Source organism: Leucobacter soli, from assembly GCF_042659205.1.
Lineage (GTDB): Bacteria > Actinomycetota > Actinomycetes > Actinomycetales > Microbacteriaceae > Leucobacter > Leucobacter soli.
This window is the reverse complement of record NZ_JBHSRW010000030.1, coordinates 1-18,962: the sequence shown is the minus strand read 5'-3', so window position 1 is coordinate 18,962 and position 18,962 is coordinate 1. Positions and strand designations below refer to the sequence as shown.

The window sequence follows — 18,962 nt, the reverse complement described above, 5'->3', positions numbered from 1 at the left end:
GGATCCTTCGGCCAACCGCGTGGTGCCGGTCGCCCAGCCGCCGCCGCGCTCGATGGAGCGGCGCACCTCGGCGATGTAGTCTTCCTCGTGCACGCGCGCGAGCTCCTCCTCGGCCGCGAGACGCCCCGGAGCGAAGCGCACCGCGTCGGCGACCGGCCCGCGCTCGAGGATGTCGTGCATGCGCTCGATGCGCAGCCGCCCCTCGGTGTGCGGCTCGTTCGCCGCGAACCAGGGGCTCGGTGCGGCCTCGTGCAGCGCGCTGCCGGTGTCGTGCTCGAGCACCCGTGCGTCGAAGTGGACGGGCATCGATTCGGTCCGGGTCATCTCCGGCTCCTCTCAGTGGCGTGGGAACGCGGCGCCTATTCCTGCGCCGGGGTCATGTTGTAGACGAAGAACGCGGGCTCGTCCCCGGTGTTCTCGAGGTGGTAGGTCCATCCCGGGGCGAGGTAGACCGTGTCGTCGGGCCCGAGGTCGAAGACGCCCTCGTCGTCGTCACCGCGCCAGGTCAGCCGCAGGCGACCGCGGATGATGTAGTAGGTCTCGTCGACAGGCCCGTACCAGTGCTGGGCCGTCTTCGGGTCGAAGACCTCGTGGCTCGACCAGACGTTGGTCTGCTCGCCCGGGTCCATCCAGCAGACGCCCTGCGTGAGCTCGCTCTGATGCTCGGCGCGGGTGATGATGCGCTTGATGCGCACCTTCGTCGGCGCGGCGTCCGCGTCGATCGGGGTCAGCTCCGAGAGCTTGATGTGGGCGGGGCGAGGGTTGCGGTCCATGGGTTGCTCGTTCCTGTTGCTTCGTCGCGGGTGGGGAAGATGGCGGTGTCGACCGCGGCCCAGCTGAGCCGGACCGGCTGGCCGATGCCGGGCATCGCGATATCGGTGCCCGAGCGGAGGATGACGGGGCCGTCATCGGTCGCGACCTCGACGCGGCGCTGCGCGCCGAGGTAGGTGACGTCGTCGATCCGGCCGTCGAGATCGGCGGTGACGGACTCGGTGCCCGCGAAGCCCGCAGAGCCGGCTGCCGACGCTTCGCCCGCGGGGTCTCCGGCGGCCCTCGCACGCACGCGCTCGGGGCGGACGATCGCGACCGCGGGCCCGTCGGCGATCCCGGCCGGCAGGCGCACCCCGCTGTGACTCACGAAGGATCCGTCGGCGACCGTCCCGTGCAGCGCGTTCGATTCGCCGATGAAGCGCGCCACGAACAGCGTCGCGGGCCGCTCGTACAGCTCCTCGGGCGTGCCGACCTGCTCGATCCGCCCCTCGTTGAACACCGCGATCCGATCCGAGAGGGTCAGCGCCTCCTCCTGATCGTGAGTCACGAAGACCACCGTGATGCCGAGTTCGTGGTGCAGCCGGCGCAGCTCGACCTGCAACCGTTCGCGCAGCGCGCGGTCGAGGGCGCCGAAGGGCTCGTCCATGAGCAGCAGTCGCGGCTCGAACACCAGGGCGCGCGCCAGTGCGACGCGCTGCTGCTGGCCACCGCTGAGCTGACTCGGCTTCGCGTTCGCCCGCCCCTGCAGCTCGACCAGCTCGAGCGCCTCCATCGCGCGCCGGGCCCGCTCGGCCTTGGCGACCCCGCGCTGGCGCAGCGGGAACTCCACGTTCTCGCGCACCGACAGATGCGGGAACAGGGAGTAGTTCTGGAAGACCATGCCGAGGCCGCGCTTGTGCGGGGGCACGGCGGTGATCTCCTGCCCGTCGATCACCACGCTCCCGCCGCTCGGCTCGGTGAAGCCGGCGATCATCGAGAGGGTCGTCGTCTTGCCCGACCCGCTCGGGCCGAGCAGGGTGAGGAACTCGCCGGAGGCAACTTCCAGGTCGACGTTCTCTACTGCAGCCGTACCGCCGTAGCGCTTGACGAGGCCGCTGAGTCTCAGGTCTGCACCGGAGGTGGTCGTCGGGGTCATTCGGCGTCTCCTAGTCGTTTCGCGGCGCGTCGCTCCTGGACGACCTGCGCGAGGCGTGGGATGAGGATGATGAGTGTCGAGAGCACCAGCAGCAGCGTGGATGCCGCGGCGATGCTCGGATCGGTCTCGACGGTCACGGAGCTGTACATCTGCACGGGCAGCGTGCGCAGCGTCGGCGACTGCAGGAAGTAGGCGATCACCACCTCGTCCAGGCTCGTCACGAAGGCGAAGACGAAGCCGGTCGCGATTCCGGGGAGGAGGATCGGCAGTTGCACTTGGAAGAAGCGGGCGATCGGGCTCGCGCCCAGCACCGCCGCCGCGCGCGTCAGCGTGTCGTCGAAGCCGCGCAGCGCGGTGCTGACGGGGATCAGCACGAACGGCAGCGCCAGCGTGATGTGTGCGAGCACGATGCCCAGCGTCGAGCCGCTCAGGCCCCAGCGGAGGTACATGCCGAAGATCGCGATGGCGGCGACGATGCCCGGGATCAGGATCGGAAGCATCATGGTGACCTGCGCCGTCGCCGAGAACCGGGCGCGGAGGCCGCGGATACCGAGTGCCGCCAGGGTACCGAGCACGGTCGCGATGACGCCGACGACGACCGCGACGCCGAGGCTGGTGAGGAGCGACCCCAGCCAGCGCTGGTCGTTGAAGAAGTTCTCGTACCACTGCAGAGACCAGCCCTCGATGGGGAACGCGAAGCTGCGCTTGTCGCTGAACGAGAGCGGGACCACGATGAGCGTCGGGGCCACGAGCAGCAGCGCGGCCACTGCCGCCCACAGCTTGATGGGCAGGCGGATGCGCGTCGGTTCGTTCATCGGCGGTCACCTCCGGTCGCCATCTGGGTGATCCCGCGCCGGAGCGGCGCCACGGCGAGGACCACGATCGAGAAGATGCCGATGGTGGCGAGCAGCAGCAGGCCCGACAGCGCTCCCGCGCCGGCGAAGTCGATGAGCTTCTCGACCCGGAGCCCGATCACCTGCGCGATCATCGCCTCTTTGGGGCTGCCGATCAGCTGCGGCGTGATGTAGAAACCGAGCGCCAGGATGAACACCAGCGCGCTCGAGGCGAAGACGCCGGGCAGCGACTGCGGCAGATAGACCTGCAGGAACGAGCGGAAGCGATTCGCGCCGAGGCTCTGGGCTGCGGCGAGCTGACGCCGGTCGATCGACGCCAGCGAGGTGTAGAGCGTGAGGATCATGTAGGGCAGCAGGATCTGCACGATGGCGAGGACCACGCCGGCCGCGGTGCCGCGCAGCGTCACATCGTCGAAGCCGAAGAAGGCCAGGATCGCGGAGACGGGCCCGTCGCGCTGCAGCAGCGAGATCCAGGCGAAGGTCCGCGCCATGAGCGAGGTCCAGAAGGGCACGAGCACCAGCACCATCAGCAGGGTGCGCGCAGTGGGTCCCACCAGCGTGAGCAGGTAGGCGAAGGGGTAGCCGAGCGCGAGGCACGAGACCACGGCGATAGCGGCCATGCCGAAGGTGCGTCCGAGCACGCGCAACGTGGTCGGGTCTGCGAGCGCCGCCGCGTACTGCCCGAACCCGGGCTCGGGATCGGTGAACGAGCGGACGAGGATCACGCCGATCGGCAGGAGGAAGAAGATGGCGATCACGGCCACGGCCGGGATCACGGCGATGCCGCTGAGCAGTCGCGACGGTCTCATGGGCTATCCAAGGGGCGGGGAGGAGCGGATGCGGGAGGCTCGGGTCGGTCGGCGCGCACTCGGCCCGCCGACCGACCCGTGAACGGTGAGGTCAGCTGGTCGACCAGGCGAGCCACTCGGTCTCGGCGTCGCCCGAGTTGTCCGCCCACCACTGGACGTTCGTCACCACGGCCTGATCCTGCACGCTCGCATCGGCGACGTTCCACTTCTGCTGAAGGTCGCTCAGCTCGGGCGCTGCGGAGAGGTTCGCCGGCGAGTAGGGCTGGATCTCAGCGAAGCGCGCCTGCGGCTCGGCCTGCGCCGCGTACTCGATGAAGCTCTGCGCGTTGGCCGCGTTCTTGCTTCCCTTGACGATGCTCAGGCTGGCCCAGGCGAGCAGGTTGTCCTCCCACACCGGGGCGATGGCCGCGCCGTTGTTCTCGGCCTCGTATCCGCGGCCCGACCAGGCGAGCCACATGTCCGCCGAGCCGTCCTCCATCGACTGCTGCGACTCCGAGCTGGTGTTCCAGAACTCGAGCGAGTCGCGGATCGAGTCGAGCTTCGCGTAGGCGCGCTCGGTGTCGAGCGGGTAGAGATCCTCGGGGGCCACGCCGTCGGCGAGGAGGGCGACCTCGAGCGCACCGCCGCCGGCCCAGTTCGGGACCATGCGAGTGCCGGGGAACTTCGCGACATCGAAGAAGTCCGCCGGAGTCGTCGGCACCGACGCGCCGCTGTACGTGTCGGTGTTGTAGATCACCACGGTCGAGTACTGCGCGATCGGGATGGAGCAGTCTGAGACCGTGCCCTCGGGGAACTGCGTCGTGTCGATGTTCGTGAAATCGATCTCCTCGACGAGCGTGCCGCAGTTGGCGACGGGGAAGTACGGCTCCGTGTCGACGACGTCCCAGGTCGTGTTGCCGGCGTCGACCATCTGAGCGATCTTCGCATAGTCGGTGGGGCCGTCGTTCTGGACGGTCACCCCGGCGCCCTCAGCCCAGGGAGTGAGGAAGGCCTCGTTCTGTGCGTCCTGGTAAGCGCTTCCGTAGCTCGCGAACACGAGGGAGCCGCCGGACTCCCCGCCGTCCCCGCCGGCCTCCGTGCCGGTTCCCGACGAGCAGGCGGCGAGCGCGAGCGCGGCGACCGCGGCCATCGGCACCAGCTTCAGCGATGTCTTTCTCATTTTCGTGGACTCCTTCGTCAAAACGATCGGAGTATCATAATAACGCATTATTATCTTCGTGCAAGCCGGCATCCTCGCCCCGCCTTCCTCGCGAAACCGTAAGGTAGATCGGATGGAGACCCAGGAGGTTGGGGAACGCTTGCACACCAATGAAGGAGTTCGCGTGCCAATCGAGACGACCCCGACCCCGGAATCTCCCCCCGCCCAGGACACGGGCGACGAGATCGACCTCGCCACACGACGACGGGCCGAGATCCTCTGCGGCACGATCCGCGTCATCGCGCGCGACGGCATCGTCGCCGCCAAGCTCAAGGACATCGCGCGCGAGTCCGGCGTGAGTCTCGGGCTCATCCAGCACTACTTCGACACCCGGGAGAAGCTCGTCGACGCGGCGTTCGCGGCGATGATGCAGGTGATCTCGAACTCCACGTCCGAGCGCCTCGACGCGGTGACCGATCCGCTCCAGGTCATCTACGAGGCCGCTCGGCTGCATGTCTTCGGCACGGTCTCGTTCCCCGAGCGCTGGGGGTTCTGGAGCGAGCTCTGGGCCGCCGCCGGGCGATCCGACCACATGCGCGGCGTGGCGAAGCGGATCTACGAACTCTGGGCACTCCCGCTCGAGCGGTCGATGATCCAGCTCACCGAGCAGGGCCGACTGCCCGAGGGCGCGAATCCCGCGACACTGACCATCGGCCTGCTCGCGCTCATGGACGGGCTCGCGGTGCGCACCCTTGCCGAGCCCGAGATCTTCACCACCGAGCTGATGCTGCAGATCCTGAACGACTGGACGACCACGCAGCTCGGGGTCGACCCGCTCGAGGCCGCGGCCGTCCTCGATCGCATCGCGCACGAGCCCGATTCACCGGCCGCCGATCTCCTGACCCCCGGAGTCGTCGCGGCGGCGCTGCTCCACGCGCAGGACGACGCCACGGCCTGAGGCCCGCCGGCGCGCAAGCCTCAGGCGTGCGCCCGGCACGAGCCGGGTCAGGACTCTCCACCCGGTTCATCAGCGCATAATAATTTGTTATTATTACAACTCCGCGATCCTCGATCATCGCTTCGACGGTCGCACCGAAGCCGGAACGGAAGACTCAGAGGTGAGTATGCTCGACCCCACGATCACCAACTTTCTCGCTGAACAGCAGGAGCGCATCTCGGGCACCGAGCCCCATATCGCCTTCTCCGACGAGGAATACGCCTCGCGGCTCGAGCGCCTGCAGCGCGCCATGGCCGAGGACGGCGTGGACACCCTCGTCCTCTCCTCGCCGGAGTCGCAGAACTGGCTGCACGGCCTCGCACTGCGCTGGTACAAGGCGAACGGTCCCCGCGACTGGCGCCCGCTGACCTGCACCGTCGTCCGCGTCGACGCCGGCTTCATCCTCTTCGAGGGCGTCGAGCACACCGAGATGATCCGACGCACCTCCGCCGCCGCGGACGTCCGCCTGCTCCCCCGCTACGAGCGGGACGGGATGCTGCGCTTCATCATCAACGAGATGAAGCAGGAGGGCTGGGTCGCCGGGTCGAACGTCGGACTCGAGAAGTACTCCGCGATCCCGAACCCCGCGGTGTCGCTCATGATCGAGGGCGCGCTTCTCGACGCCGGCGCGCGCGTCGTCGATGCGACGCTGACCGCCCGCCGGGTGCGTGCCGTCAAGTCCGCGGCCGAACTCGAGGCCGTCAAGAAGGCCGCCGAGATCTGCGATGCCGGCCTGCTGCACCTCGCGAGCGTGCTGCGCCCCGGCATGACCGAGCTGGAGGCGCACGGCGAGCTGATCCGCGGCCTCTCGAACGCCGGAGGCGAACCCGCCGGCCTGCACCAGGTCGCGTTCGTCGGACTCGCCGCACTCGGCGTCTACCACGAGATCTCGGGCCGCCGGGTCATCACCGAGGACGACTTCCTCGACGTCGACCCCTGCGGCGTCTACAAGCGCTACCACTCGAACCGTTCGCAGCTCTACGCCTTCAAGGAGCCCCCGAAGGCGGCCACCGAGCTGATCAACATCCTCGCCGGCGGGTTCGACATCCTCCTCGAGCGCGCCCGGCCGGGCGTGCGCATCGGCGACGTCAACCGCGAGCTCTACGACTACTACGAGCAGGCCGGCGTCTTCGAGCTGAACTCCAGCGTCTGGATCGGCGGCTACGAGATGGGCATCGCCTTCCCGCCGGACTGGGTCGGCGAGTGGAAGTTCACCGTCGTCGGCGGCGAGGACGACGACCGAGTCTTCGAGGCCGGCACCGTCGCGAACTTCGAGAGCATGTGCGGAATCGGTCTGCTCGACTCGTTCGTGATCGAGGAGGACAAGACCTCGCTCCTCTCGAAACTGCCGCACGAGATCATGGTCGTCGGACAGTAGCGGCATCGCGGGGAGGGGGCGATCCGCAATCGCTCAGCCCCCTCCCCGCGGTTTCACAGTCCCTTCCGAAGCGGGAGGTGCAGGCTGGATGCATTCGCCGCCCGACCCGCCCAGGAGTCCGCATGACCCGCCGTGCCAAGATCGCGTTCATCGTCGTCGCCTCCGTCCTCGCCATCGGCGCCACGGCGGCGTTCGCCGGCCCGGTGATCTACCGGGACTTCATCGCCCCGCCTGCCGCCGACATCCCCGAGCTGACGATCGACGACTCGGCGCTGGATCCGGAGAGCGGTGGAGGCTCCGCGGAGGAGCCCGACGCCGACGGCTTCAGCGGCACCTGGGCCGTCGAGGACGGCTCCGAGGCCGGCTACCGGGTCGACGAAGTGCTGAACGGCACGGACGTCACCGTGACCGGCCGCACCTCGCAGCTGAGCGGCACCGTCACGATCGACGGCCTCGCCGTGACCGCGGCGTCGATCGAGGTCGACGTGGCCTCCATCGCGACCGACAACGGCTCGCGCGACGATTACTTCACCACGCAGGCCATGCGCACGGGCGAGCATCCGACCGCGACGTTCGAGCTCACCGAACCCGCCGCCGTCGACAGCGCCCCGGCCGCGGGCGACGTGATCGAACTCGACCTCGAGGGCGAGCTCACCCTCGCAGGGGTCACGCAATCCGTGACCTTCCCGGTGCAGCTGCAGGCCGACGGCGACACCGCGCAGGTCGTCGGCCGGATCGCCATCACGTTCGCCGACTACGGCGTCGAGGCCCCGAGCCTGGGCTTCGTCAAGGTCGAGCCCGAAGGCTACGTCGAGTTCGACCTGTCGCTCGCGCGGCAGGGATAGCCGCCCCGGCGCTCAGGGGATCCGCGCTTCCTCGGGCAGCTTCCGCACCCGCGCCCGGCGCCGCGGCCGCTCCGGGATCATGGAGCGCATCTCCTCCAGCTTGCCGAAGCAGAGCAGACGATCCTCCGGCTCGAGCACCACGTGCTTGCGCGGGTTCGGGATCACCTGCACGCCCCGATGCAGGGTGAGCACGGTGATGTCGCGATCCCACAGGCCGAGGTCGCCGAGCTGCTTGCCGACCTGCTCGGCGCCCGCGTGCATCACGAGCTCGGCGACGCCGTACCCCGTGGAGACGGAGAGCCGCTGCCGCACGTCGATCTCGGGGAAGGCGACCTGGTTCGCGATGTAGTCGACGATGGCCCCCGCGACGTCGAGTCCCGTCGCCTGCTCGATGCCCTGCAGCCCCGGCGAGGAGTTGACCTCCATCACCAGCGGCCCGTCGTCGCCCTCGAGCATGTCGACGCCGGCGACCCGCAGGCCCATGATCTGCGCGGCGCGCACCGCCACCTGCTCGTAGGCGGGATCGAGATCGACGGGCTCGACGCTGCCCCCGCGGTGCACGTTCGAGCGGAACTCGTCGCCGCTCGCGATCCTGCGCATCGCCGCGACCACGCGGTCCCCCACGACGAGCGCCCGCACGTCGCGCCCCCGGCTCTCGGCGATGAACTTCTGGATCAGCACGTTCTGACGCGTCGAGTGCAGCGTCTCGATGATGGCCTCGGCCACTTTCACCTGCGGGGCGAGGATCACGCCGATCCCCTGCGTGCCCTCGAGCAGCTTGATGACCACCGGCGCCCCGCCGACGCTCTCGATCGCCGGCCGCACGTCGGCACGATTGCGCACGAACGCGGTCGCCGGCATATCGATGTTGTGCCGGGAGAGGATCTGGATCGCGCGCAGCTTGTCGCGGGCGTTCGAGATGCCGTTCGCCGTGTTCGGCGTGTAGACGTCCATCTGCTCGAACTGCCGCACGACGGCCGTGCCGAAGTAGGTGATCGAGCTGCCGATCCGGGGCAGGATCGCGTCGTAGTCGCTGAGCTGCTTGCCCCGGTAGCGGAGATCGGGGACCTCGTCCGAGAGGTCGATCGCGAAGCGCAGCGTGTTGAGCACGAGCGCCCGATGGCCGCGCTGCTCCGCTGCGGCGCGGAGGCGCTGCGTGGAGTACGCCTGCGGGGCGCGGGAGAGGATCGCCAGTTTCACCGTGAGACCTGCCAAGATAGACGCGTGATCGAACCAGACCATTCAAGCACTCTCACGGGCTGGCGTGAATGGGTCGGGCTGCCGGGGACCGGTGTCGACTGGCTGAAGGCGAAGATCGACACGGGCGCGCAGACCTCGGCGCTGCATGCCTCGGACGTAACCGAGTTCTCCCGCGACGGGGCGGACTGGGTCCGGTTCACCGTGCACCCCTGGCAGCGGAACGACCTCGACGCCGTGATCCTCGAGCGCCCGGTGCACGATCGGCGCACCGTGCGCAGTTCGTCCGGGCATGCGGAGGAGCGCCTGGTCGTGCTGATGGACGTACGGCTGTGCGGGCGGAGGGCGTCGTCGGAGATCACCCTCACGAGCCGACCGGAGATGGTGTTCCGGATGCTCATCGGCCGCGAGGCGCTGCGGCAGGGCTTCATCGTCGACTCGGCGGCCTCGTACCTCGGCGGCAGACCCGAACGGGCGATCAGGCGGCGCAACCGCGAAGCCTGATCGGCGAGCAGCGCGGATGCGCGACCGCGGATCCTGAGCGGCGGATCCTGAGCGGCGGATCCTGAGCGGCGGACAGCCGCGGCGCGGCTACTTCCTGCAGAGGCAGAACAGGTGCCCGGCGGGGTCCAGGTAGACGACGAAGCCGCCCTCCCCTCCCGGCTGGTGCGCATGGCGGACGGCGCCGATGGAATCGGCGAACTCGAGCGCGTCGGGCAGGGATTCGACGTAGAAGTCCAGATGCCCCTGCTGCGGGACGGTGGCCTCGGGCCAGTCCGGCGCGACGTACTCCTCGACCTGCTGGAAGGAGATGCCGCCGGTGCCGCTGGCGGGGAGCACTTCGGCCCACCCCTCCGAGAGCACGACCCGCCAGCCGAGCAGTCGGCCGTAGAACTCGGCGAGCGCGGGCGCGTCGGGGCAGTCGAGGGTGAACATGTGGCGTGCGACGTCGATGGATCGGCTCATGCGGCCAGTGTATTCCGGGGCGCTCCACTCCGGTAGGGGCGGCCGGGGCGCTCGCGCCCCGGTGGATCCGTCGGCTCATTCCTTGAAGTCGTCGGGGTCGACGGTGTCGAGGAACCGGCGGAACTCCGCGAGCCGCTCCTCGTCCGCCGCATCGTCGTGCGGGGGCGGGCCTCCGGTGAGCGTGTCCTCGATCCCGGCTTCGGCGAGCACCTCGTCGGCGACGTGGATCGGGGCGCCCACCCGCGCGGCGAGCGCGATGGCGTCGGAGGGCCTGGCGTCGACCAGATGCTCGCCGTTCGATCCTTCGATGCGCACCGCGGCGTAGAAGGTGCCCTCGTCGATCCGGGTGACCTCCACGTGCAGGATCACCCCGTCGATCGCTTCGATGAGCGACCGCATGAGGTCGTGCGCGAAGGGGCGCGGCGTCGGCGATCCCTGCACGGCGGCGAGGATCGAGGTCGCCTCGAGCGGTCCGATCCAGATCGGCAGGATCTTCCCCTGCGCGGCCTCGCCGTCGATCGGCTTCAGGAGCAGGACGGGTTGCCCGATGGAGTCCAGCGCGACTCCGATGACCCGGACTTCGCTCATGGTGCATCCCTCCGCCCTGCGGCCTCGGCACGGCCGACGCCTTCCAGCCTATGCGCGAAACGCCGGCCGCCCACCGGTGATCCGGTCACGCATTCGGAATCCCGCGTTCGCGCCGCGTTCACATTCGGGCAACCCTCGCCGCGCACGCTGGCTCTGGGCGCTCGATTCCGTCCGACGGACCGGGCCCCGGGTCTCCCAGCACGTCCCCCTATTCGAGGAGCACACGCACAGATGTCCCAACTCAGGCACCACCCCCGACGGGTCCTCGCCTCGATCGCGGCGACGGCGACGGCATTCGGCGTCATCGCCGTGCCGGTCCAGGCCGCGGTCGCTGCAGTCGTCCCCGAGCCGATCGTCCATTCGGCCGACGGCGCCGAGCTCTCGCTCAGCCCGATCGGCACGTTCGAGACCGGCGTCTTCGACGAGTCGGCCGCGGAGATCGTGCAGGCGCACGGCGACCGTCTGTACGTGGTGAACGCTCAGGCCGGAAAGGTCGACGTGATCGACTACAGCGATCCGAGCGACATGACGAAGATCTACTCCATCGAATCCACGGGCGTCGCGAACTCGGTCGCGATCCGCGAGGATGGCCTCGGCATCATCGCCTTCGAGGCCACCGACAAGGTCGGGGCCGGTCACGTGGTGTTCTTCGATGCGAACGCGAAGAACAAGGCCAAGAAGCTCGGCGAGGTCGAGGTGGGCGCGCTCCCCGACAACGTCGCGATCACGGCCGACGGCACCTACGCGCTCACCGCGAACGAGGGCGAGCCCGCCGACGACTTCACCGTCGACCCCGAGGGCAGCATCAGCGTCATCGCGCTCCCCGCGACCGTCGCCGCCGCAGCGCAGGGCGACGTCGAGACCGCGGACTTCCACGCCTACGAGTCGGCCGCGAACGGCGGCACCAAGTCGCTGCCGGATGGCGTGCGCGTCTTCGGTCCGCAGCCCCACGGCGCCGATGACCTCCCGGTGAGCCGCAACCTCGAGCCCGAGTACATCGCGGTCGACGGCGGCACCGCATACGTCGCGCTGCAGGAGGCGAACGCCGTCGCCGTCGTCGACATCGCGGGCGCCGAGGTGACCGACATCTGGAGCCTCGGCCTCAAGGATCATGGCGATCCCGAGAACAAGCTCGATCCGAGCGACCGCGACCCGAACGGCAACCCGACCTTCAACCTGCGGAATTACGAGGGACTGTTCGGCGTCTACATGCCCGACGGCATCGTGTCGTTCGAAGCGGGCGGCGAGACCTACCTCGCCACCGCGAACGAGGGCGATGCGCGCGAGTGGGGCAGCTACGTCGAGCCGCTGCGCGCGAAGGATCTGGGCAAGTCCGGCGTCCCCCCGCTGTGCGCGGGCAGCCCGCTGACCGGCAAGCTCACCGACGCCGACCTCGGTCGCCTGAACATCTCGATCGCCGATGGCCTCAACGAGGCGGGCACCTGCTACGAGGAGCTCCACGCCTTCGGCGGACGCTCGTTCTCGATCTGGCAGACCGACGGCACGCAGGTGTTCGACTCGGGCTCGCAGTTCGAGGAGATCACGAACGCCGCGAACCCGAACTTCGTCAACTCGAATCACACCGAGAACAACAAAGAGGGTCGCAGCGACGACAAGGGCCCCGAGCCCGAGAACATGGCCGTCGGCAAGGTCGGCGACAAGACCTACGCCTTCATCGGCCTCGAGCGCGTCGGCGGCATCATGGTGTACGACATCAGCGATCCGGCGAACTCCGAGTTCGTGACGTACGTGAACAACCGCGATTTCAGCCAGGCGCCCGGCACCCCCGCCTCGGGCGACCAGGGCGCGGAAGGCGTCGCGTTCATCCCCGCTGAGAAGTCGGCCACGGGCCGCCCGCTCGTCGCCGTCGGCAACGAGGTCTCCGGCACGACCACGCTGTTCGAGGTCGACGATCTGAAGGCCGAGATCGACATCCTGACGATCAACGACTTCCACGGCCGCATCGACGCCTCGGGCCTCGGTGGCAACGGCGAGGTCGGTGCCGGTGGCCTCGCGGGCGCCGTCGACACGAAGCGCGCGGATAACCCGAACACGCTGTTCGTCTCGGCCGGCGACAACATCGGCGCGTCGACGTTCCCGTCGTTCATCAACGACGACACGCCGACGATCGACGCGCTCCGTGAGGCGGGTCTCGACCTGAGCGTCGTGGGCAACCACGAGTTCGATCGCGGCCTCGCCGACCTGAAGACCCGCGTGCTGAAGCGCTACGGCGGCAGCGAGTTCGGCCTCGGCGCCAACGTGTACTACAAGGGCACGCAGACCCCGGCGCTCGACGAGTACGCGGTGAAGACGATCGACGGCGTGCGGGTCGCGTTCATCGGCGTCGTCACCCGGCAGACCGCTGCGATGGTGACCCCCACCGGAGTCGCCGGCATCGACTTCGGTGACCAGGTCGTCGCGGCGAACCGCGTTGCGCAGGAGATCGAGGACGAGGATCTGGCCGACGTGACCGTGCTCCTCACGCACGACGGCTCGGCGGTCGACACCTGCTCGACCATCGCGACGGAGGACACCGACTTCGGAGAACTAGTTCGCGGCGCCTCCGCCGACATCGACGCGATCGTCTCGGCGCACACCCACCAGAAGTACGCGTGCGAGATCGCCGGCCCCGGCGGCGAGAACCGCCCGGTCATTCAGGCGCACCAGTACGGCACGACGCTGGGCCGGCTCTCGCTGACCTACGATCGGGCCACCGACACGATCGAGTCGATCACCGGCTCGCTCGAGGCGCTCGCCGAGAAGCCCGCCGGGAGCAGCAGCTTCGCGCAGAAGTACCCCGCGAACACGGCGGTGCAGACGATCGTCGACGCGGCGGTCGCCGAGGCGGACGTGAAGGGCGCCGTGCAGGTCGGCACGATCAGCGGCGATATCACGCGCGGCGGCACGGCCGGCAGCGACCGCGGCGTCGAGTCGACGGCCGGCAACACGGTGGCCGACATCTACCTGTGGGCGACGTCGAACGATGCGTACGCGGGCAAGAAGGCGCAGATCGGCATCATGAACCCGGGCGGTCTGCGTGCAGACATGCTCAAGGGCGCCGACGGCACGGTGACCTACCGGGCCGCCGCCGACGTGCAGCCGTTCGCCAACACGCTCGTGACGGTCGATCTGACCGGCGCGCAGCTGAAGAGCGTGCTCGAGGAGCAGTGGCAGCCCGAGGGCTGGTCGCGACCCAAGCTGCACCTCGGCATCTCCGAGGGCCTGAGCTACTACTACGACGAGGCGCGGGCCAAGGGCGATCGGATCATCCAGATCCGCTTCGCAGGCGAGAAGGTCGCCGATAGCGACGTGTTCACCGTGGTGACGAACTCGTTCGTCGCGGTCGGCGGCGACAACTTCTTCACCTTCCCCGAGGGCGCGAACCACACCGACACGGGCCAGGTCGACCTCGCGGCGACCGTCGAGTTCTTCGAAGCCCACGATGTCGTCGACCCGTCGCCGCTCGGCCGCGCGATCGCGGGTGAGCCGGAGCCCGAACCCGACCCGGAGCTCATCGACTCGACGGTTTTGGTGAAGGCCGCCAAGTCGTCGACGCGATACGGGCAGGCGAACTCCGCGACCGTCACGGTGAAGGCCGACGGCAAGGCCGCGTCCGGTGCGGTGCAGGTGAGTCTGAGCGGCAAGACCGTGGTCAAGAGCGCGAAGCTCTCGTCGACCGGTCGCGTCACGGTGAAGCTGCCGGCGAACACGAAGCCGGGCACTCGCACGCTGGCGGTGAAGTACCTCGGTACGGACGCGGTGGAGGCCGGTAAGGCCTCGACAAAGGTGAAGGTGTCGAAGGCGAAGCCGACGGTGACGGGGAAGCTCGCCAAGTCGTCGATCTCGCGCACGAAGAACGGGAAGGTCGCCGTCACGGTGAAGCTGCCCGGCGCGAGCGGCGTCTACGCGACCGGGAAGGTGCGCATCCTCGACGGCGGCAAGACACTGAAGACGGTGACGCTCAAGGCCGGACACAAGGGCAAGGTCTCGGTGACGCTGCCCAAACTGAAGAAGGGCACCCACAAGATCTCGGTCAAGGTGCTCGGCAGCAGCACGCTGAACTCCGTGACCTCGAAGCAGGTGAAGCTCCGGGTGAGCTAGCCCGAAGCCGCATCTCGCGAAGGATCGAGGGGGTCGAGCGCTTGGCGTTCGGCCCGCTCTTCATTCCTGCCGACCCGGCGCCGGTTCGCGCGCACCGGGGCCCCGGGCAACGGGGCCCGAAGCAACGGAGCCCGGACCGGCGACCGCCGATCCGGGCCCCTCAGGGGAGCACCTGCTCAGCCCATGAACTTGCGGAGGTCCGGATAGCCGGTGGTGTTCCAGGCCCCGTCGACGATGTGGTTCGTGCCCGACACGTACGAGGCGTCGTCGCTCGCGAGGTAGACGATCGACGAGGCGATCTCCTCGGGCTGCGCGGCGCGGTGCAGCGGGATCCGCTCGTCGAACGCGTCGCGCATGCCTTCGATGCCCAGCATGCCCGCGGTGAGCGGGGTGTCGACGAGGCCCGGCGAGACCGCGTTCACTCGGATCCCGTGGCCGCCGAGCTCGAGCGCCGCCTGGCGGGAGAGCATCGCCACCGCAGCCTTCGACGCCGTGTACCCGACGCCGAAATGCATCGGCACCTCGGAGTTGAGCGAGGCGACGTTGACGATCGCCCCGGCCTTGCCCTCCGCGATGAACTGCTTCGCAGCGAGGCGCGTGCCGTAGAAGGCGCTGTACAGGTTCAGCCGAACCGTGAAGTCCCAGTCCTCCGCGCTGATGTCGGTCAGCGTGCCGGGGCGCGAACCGCCTGCCACGTTGATGAACGCATCGAGCGTCCCGTGCTGAGCGACCGTCTCGGCGATCAGACCCGCGACGTCTTCCTCGTTCGTCACGTCGGTGACGCGACCGGTGACCGATGCGCCGAAGTTCTCGGGAACCGCCCCGATGAGGTCGGCGTTGATGTCGGCGACGACGACTTTCGCGCCTTCCTCGGCGAACTGGCGCGCCGCGGCGGCTCCGATGCCCGACACACCCCCGGTGACGATGACGACCTTGTCTGCAAACCGTTGCGACACGATATCTCCTTTCAGGAGCGCACGCTCCTTCGATTACGTCTCTCCAGCTTACCTCTATCTGACACATGTTGGATAGAGCTTGGTGCGCGGCTGCTGGCAATGGCAGACTGCAGTGGTGGATATCCGTCAGCAGCGAACACGAGCGCAACTCGCGGCGGCGATCGTCGAGCTCGCTTCCGTCCAGCCCTCGAGCAGCTTGACGGTATCGGCGGTCGCGCATGCCGCGGGTATCTCGCGCGACACGTTCTACCGCCATGCGACGAGCCCCTCGGCTCTGCTCGCCGCGGTGCTCGATGCCGAACTGGAGCATCTCCCGATGCCGGCCGAGGGCGGTGCGCGCGAGTTCGGCGACGCTGAACGCGAGCTGCTCGAGCACGTCGCCAAGCATGCCGAGATCTATCGGAACGCGCTGGTCCACGGAACTGACGACCACGTCCGCGACATCCTCGAGCTGCGCATCCACAGCGCGCTCACCGCGTATCTGCACGCGCACCCGCAGATTCTCCCGGCCGAGCTGGCCGGCGGGGATGAGCCGCTGAACACCGAGATCGCCATCGCGTACGCGGTCCACGGCACGGTGGGCGCGATCGAAGCCTGGCTGCGCTCCCCCGAGCTCGACACCGACGCGGCAGCGCGGGCCATCGTGGCCGCGTCGCCCTCGTGGTGGGTGCAGCCGTTGAGGTGAACCCTGGCCGTGCATTCAGCGCTCACCGCTCAGCACTCAGCGCCCGGCGCGAGGCTGCGCCTCAGCCTCTCGCTCGGAACTCATGCACGATTCAGCTGTCGCTTCGATGCACTATTCGACCGCATCGTGCATCAAAGCGACAGGCGAACCGCCATCAGGAGAGGTGAAAGGAACCGCACTGGCCGAGCGAGAAGCACGTGCCACCGCAGAATAAGAGAACCCCTGTTCTACCAGGGGTTTTCATGGCGGTGACGGTGATGTCCGGTTTCAGCACATCCTCGACACCCGTCTCCAGACATCATGGCCACCCCGCACGAACACGCCCACGCTCCAGCGCTCACGCGCAGACCCCCTCGCCACTCCTTCGGGAACGGCGAGGGGGCCTTCACGTATTTCCGGGCGGGACTAGTCGCGGAGCTTGTCCTTCGCCTCGTTCCGGGCCTTGACCGAGTCGCGTTCGGCCTCGGCGCGCTTCACCTCAGCATCGGCTTTGATCTCGTCGACCTTGTCCTTCGCCTTGTCGACACCGTCCTCGACCGCGCGGCCTACCTTCTTGGCGGCAGCCTCGGCGGTCTCTTTCGCGTCATCCAGAAATCCCATGATGGCTTCCTTTCGCTCGGGTGTCCCATTCTGCGTTGCCGGCCTGAGAGATCAAGGAATGTGGTCGAGAACCTACAAACCCCTGGCTTGCTACGGGCTCAGGAGAGTGAAGATCTTCGGCCTTGAGGTGACGGCCCAGAACAAGCCCCGCGTCTGACCCCGAGCCAAACGCCCCCCGCTCACTCTTCGGGGTTGAGCGGGGGCGCTTCTCATCTGTCTGGGGTTACTCGAAGCCTTCGTCTTCGAACAGCTTGATCATCTCGCCGTCACTGCGCTGAGAGATCTTCAGAACCACCCGCTTCTTGGGGAATCGCATCGCGAAGAAGTGCGACACACCACTGCCTCACTCGCGGTGGCCGCAGGCGCGAACGCGAAGGCCGTACAACGCATACTCGGGCACGCATCAGCCGCCATGACACTCGACACCTACCCAGACCTTTTTGACGACGATCTCGAAACCGTGGCGAAGGCCCTGAGCGAGGCCCGTGAGGCGGCAGGCTGAAAATAAATGTGGGCAAAAGCCCTCCCGCAAACAAAAAGAACCCCCGGACTTCCGCATGATTTCAACGGAGTTCGGGGGTTCTTGCTGGCGGTGACGGTGGGATTTGAACCCACGGTAGGGGTTACCTACACAACATTTCGAGTGTTGCACCTTCGGCCGCTCGGACACGTCACCGCGGAAAAGCTTACGCGATCCGGTCGTGATGCGCGAATCGAGGCCGGATCCCTGCGTCGGTCGCATCCGATCGCCGTCAGCCCCGCCATCGCCACCATCGCCATCCCGAGGTCAGCCGTCGAGGAGCTCCGGCAGCCGGTCCCGCGCGAACGCGAGCAGCTGCTCGCTCTTCGTCATGACGATGCCGTCCCACTCCCCCTGCGTCGTCGAGCTGTCGGCGAAGTCCGAAGGCGTCTTGAAGATCCGCAGCGGCACGCCGAGCCGGGCGCAGACCGCGGCGTAGGCGTAGCTCTCCATGTCGACGAGCGCAGCCCCGGACGCGGCGATCGCGACGCGCTGCGCGTCGTCCTGCACGAAGACGTCGCCGGTCGCGATGACCGCGGTCTCGGCGACGAGCTCGGCACCGAGAGGAACGGGCAGCTCGAGCCGTGGGGAGGGCAGCGAGTAGTCGTGCTGCACGGCCGACTCGATCTGGTAGACGGTGTCGAGTCGCGCCGCATCGGCGATAGCCCCCGCAGTGCCGAGCACCACGACGGCGTCGATCGGGCGGGCGCCCGCCGCTGCGAGCAGCGCGCGCGTCAGTTCGAGCGTCGCGTTGATCTTGCCGACCCCGGTCACGAGGTGCGGCACGCCCGCTTCGGCGAAGGCCGCAGCCTCGTCATCGTGCGCGAACACCAGCAGCGACGAACCGGTCATGCGGCGACTCCTTACCTCCGTGAGACGTGCACGGGTTCCCGTACTCGAAAAGTCGAGTCTAGCAATTCTGGAGAAACTGCAATATTATGAAAGGCTGAGCGCGCGATCTCCGATCCGTCGCCCCTTCCCGCATTGAGCATCGAGGCACTGCGCCGGGGCCGATCCGCTACTCCGAGACATCTCGCTCATCGGGTGCCGCACCATTGCGACGCACCCGTCGATCCCGCATGCGCATCGATCGCTGCGCGGGATCCGGCCCGCACCGGGCCTCCCGCGACAGACGCGGAGAAACAGGAGCATCCGAAATGAAGAACCGTACGAATCAAGCGAACACCCCCACGACCCGCGCAGCCACCGGGCTGGCCCCGGTACGCCTGCTGCGCACCCCGTACCACGAACTCGGCAGCATCGCCGAGACCACGCCCGAGGGCGCCCCGCGCGTTCCCGCATGGGCCGGCCACCGGTCGGTCTACCGTGCCGCCGGCCGTACTCTCTACCTCGTCGAGACCGACCGGCTCGCCGACGCGGCGCACGACCTCGACGAGCTGAGCCGCCGCGGCTGGCAGGTGC

At 68.4% G+C, this 18,962-nt stretch carries 18 protein-coding genes, 1 tRNA gene and 2 pseudogenes; 8 read left to right on the top strand and 13 right to left on the bottom strand.

The genetic code is table 11. The annotated features are described in order from the left end of the window. The 6 genes and pseudogenes from ACFPZL_RS03745 to ACFPZL_RS03720 all read right to left on the bottom strand — a co-directional run. A pseudogene (locus tag ACFPZL_RS03745) lies at window positions 1-324 on the bottom strand (hypothetical protein); the annotation flags it as partial. A 35-nt stretch (window positions 325-359) separates the two neighbouring features. Continuing rightward, window positions 360-773, bottom strand: a complete 414-nt coding sequence (locus ACFPZL_RS03740; protein WP_218114410.1) for a cupin domain-containing protein — start codon at window positions 771-773, stop codon at window positions 360-362. Beyond that, window positions 728-1,906, bottom strand: coding sequence for an ABC transporter ATP-binding protein (locus ACFPZL_RS03735; RefSeq protein ID WP_218114409.1), 1,179 nt, complete (start codon window positions 1,904-1,906; stop codon window positions 728-730). The genes ACFPZL_RS03740 and ACFPZL_RS03735 overlap by 46 nt, the downstream gene beginning before the upstream one ends. Beyond that, on the bottom strand, window positions 1,903-2,721 hold the full coding sequence (locus ACFPZL_RS03730) for an ABC transporter permease (protein ID WP_218114408.1): 819 nt from the start codon (window positions 2,719-2,721) through the stop codon (window positions 1,903-1,905). The genes ACFPZL_RS03735 and ACFPZL_RS03730 overlap by 4 nt, the downstream gene beginning before the upstream one ends. After that, window positions 2,718-3,569: an ABC transporter permease gene (locus ACFPZL_RS03725; RefSeq protein WP_218114407.1), complete on the bottom strand. Its 852-nt coding sequence runs from the start codon at window positions 3,567-3,569 to the stop codon at window positions 2,718-2,720. The genes ACFPZL_RS03730 and ACFPZL_RS03725 overlap by 4 nt, the downstream gene beginning before the upstream one ends. A gap of 91 nt (window positions 3,570-3,660) precedes the next feature. Further along, complete coding sequence (locus ACFPZL_RS03720) at window positions 3,661-4,728, bottom strand: ABC transporter substrate-binding protein (RefSeq protein WP_218114406.1); 1,068 nt, start codon at window positions 4,726-4,728, stop codon at window positions 3,661-3,663. Window positions 4,729-4,891: 163 nt separating this feature from the next. Between ACFPZL_RS03720 and ACFPZL_RS03715 the strand changes: the two genes are divergently transcribed. The 3 genes from ACFPZL_RS03715 (at window position 4,892) to ACFPZL_RS03705 (ending at window position 7,927) form a co-directional block, all read left to right on the top strand. Beyond that, a complete protein-coding gene (locus tag ACFPZL_RS03715; protein WP_218114405.1) occupies window positions 4,892-5,665 on the top strand; it encodes a TetR/AcrR family transcriptional regulator in 774 nt (257 codons plus the stop codon). A gap of 166 nt (window positions 5,666-5,831) precedes the next feature. Continuing rightward, a complete protein-coding gene (locus tag ACFPZL_RS03710) occupies window positions 5,832-7,082 on the top strand; it encodes a M24 family metallopeptidase (protein ID WP_236021922.1) in 1,251 nt (416 codons plus the stop codon). A gap of 122 nt (window positions 7,083-7,204) precedes the next feature. Then, window positions 7,205-7,927: a YceI family protein gene (locus ACFPZL_RS03705; protein WP_218114403.1), complete on the top strand. Its 723-nt coding sequence runs from the start codon at window positions 7,205-7,207 to the stop codon at window positions 7,925-7,927. A gap of 12 nt (window positions 7,928-7,939) precedes the next feature. Here the strand turns inward: ACFPZL_RS03705 and ACFPZL_RS03700 are convergent, their stop codons facing one another. Next, window positions 7,940-9,127, bottom strand: coding sequence for a RimK family alpha-L-glutamate ligase (locus ACFPZL_RS03700; RefSeq protein ID WP_218114402.1), 1,188 nt, complete (start codon window positions 9,125-9,127; stop codon window positions 7,940-7,942). A gap of 24 nt (window positions 9,128-9,151) precedes the next feature. Between ACFPZL_RS03700 and ACFPZL_RS03695 the strand changes: the two genes are divergently transcribed. Next, the gene (locus ACFPZL_RS03695) at window positions 9,152-9,628 is read left to right on the top strand and encodes an ATP-dependent zinc protease family protein (protein WP_382332502.1); all 477 of its coding nucleotides are present in this window, start codon (window positions 9,152-9,154) and stop codon (window positions 9,626-9,628) included. Between the two features lie 87 nt (window positions 9,629-9,715). Here ACFPZL_RS03695 and ACFPZL_RS03690 read toward each other — a convergent pair whose 3' ends face one another. Beyond that, window positions 9,716-10,090: a VOC family protein gene (locus ACFPZL_RS03690; RefSeq protein WP_218114400.1), complete on the bottom strand. Its 375-nt coding sequence runs from the start codon at window positions 10,088-10,090 to the stop codon at window positions 9,716-9,718. Window positions 10,091-10,165: 75 nt separating this feature from the next. Further along, window positions 10,166-10,678, bottom strand: coding sequence for a bifunctional nuclease family protein (locus ACFPZL_RS03685; RefSeq protein WP_218114399.1), 513 nt, complete (start codon window positions 10,676-10,678; stop codon window positions 10,166-10,168). Window positions 10,679-10,909: 231 nt separating this feature from the next. Between ACFPZL_RS03685 and ACFPZL_RS03680 the strand changes: the two genes are divergently transcribed. Next, on the top strand, window positions 10,910-14,779 hold the full coding sequence (locus tag ACFPZL_RS03680) for a choice-of-anchor I family protein (protein ID WP_218114398.1): 3,870 nt from the start codon (window positions 10,910-10,912) through the stop codon (window positions 14,777-14,779). Between the two features lie 176 nt (window positions 14,780-14,955). Here the strand turns inward: ACFPZL_RS03680 and ACFPZL_RS03675 are convergent, their stop codons facing one another. Further along, entirely contained in the window at window positions 14,956-15,735 is a 780-nt protein-coding gene (locus ACFPZL_RS03675) for an SDR family NAD(P)-dependent oxidoreductase (protein ID WP_218114397.1), read from the bottom strand. A gap of 115 nt (window positions 15,736-15,850) precedes the next feature. Between ACFPZL_RS03675 and ACFPZL_RS03670 the strand changes: the two genes are divergently transcribed. Further along, window positions 15,851-16,420: a TetR/AcrR family transcriptional regulator gene (locus ACFPZL_RS03670; RefSeq protein WP_218114396.1), complete on the top strand. Its 570-nt coding sequence runs from the start codon at window positions 15,851-15,853 to the stop codon at window positions 16,418-16,420. Between the two features lie 405 nt (window positions 16,421-16,825). Here ACFPZL_RS03670 and ACFPZL_RS03665 read toward each other — a convergent pair whose 3' ends face one another. Next, window positions 16,826-17,020: a hypothetical protein gene (locus tag ACFPZL_RS03665; RefSeq protein ID WP_218114395.1), complete on the bottom strand. Its 195-nt coding sequence runs from the start codon at window positions 17,018-17,020 to the stop codon at window positions 16,826-16,828. A gap of 322 nt (window positions 17,021-17,342) precedes the next feature. Between ACFPZL_RS03665 and ACFPZL_RS03660 the strand changes: the two are divergent. Then, window positions 17,343-17,522: pseudogene (locus ACFPZL_RS03660) on the top strand (site-specific integrase); the annotation flags it as partial. 85 nt (window positions 17,523-17,607) lie between these two features. On the opposite strand, the gene ACFPZL_RS03655 reads toward ACFPZL_RS03660, so the two are convergent. Beyond that, window positions 17,608-17,696: transfer RNA gene (locus ACFPZL_RS03655), tRNA-Ser, on the bottom strand. Between the two features lie 111 nt (window positions 17,697-17,807). Next, window positions 17,808-18,392: a phosphorylase family protein gene (locus tag ACFPZL_RS03650; RefSeq protein WP_218114394.1), complete on the bottom strand. Its 585-nt coding sequence runs from the start codon at window positions 18,390-18,392 to the stop codon at window positions 17,808-17,810. Between the two features lie 305 nt (window positions 18,393-18,697). Between ACFPZL_RS03650 and ACFPZL_RS03645 the strand changes: the two genes are divergently transcribed. After that, on the top strand, window positions 18,698-18,962 hold a 265-nt coding region (locus tag ACFPZL_RS03645), incomplete at its 3' end, for a hypothetical protein (protein ID WP_382334728.1).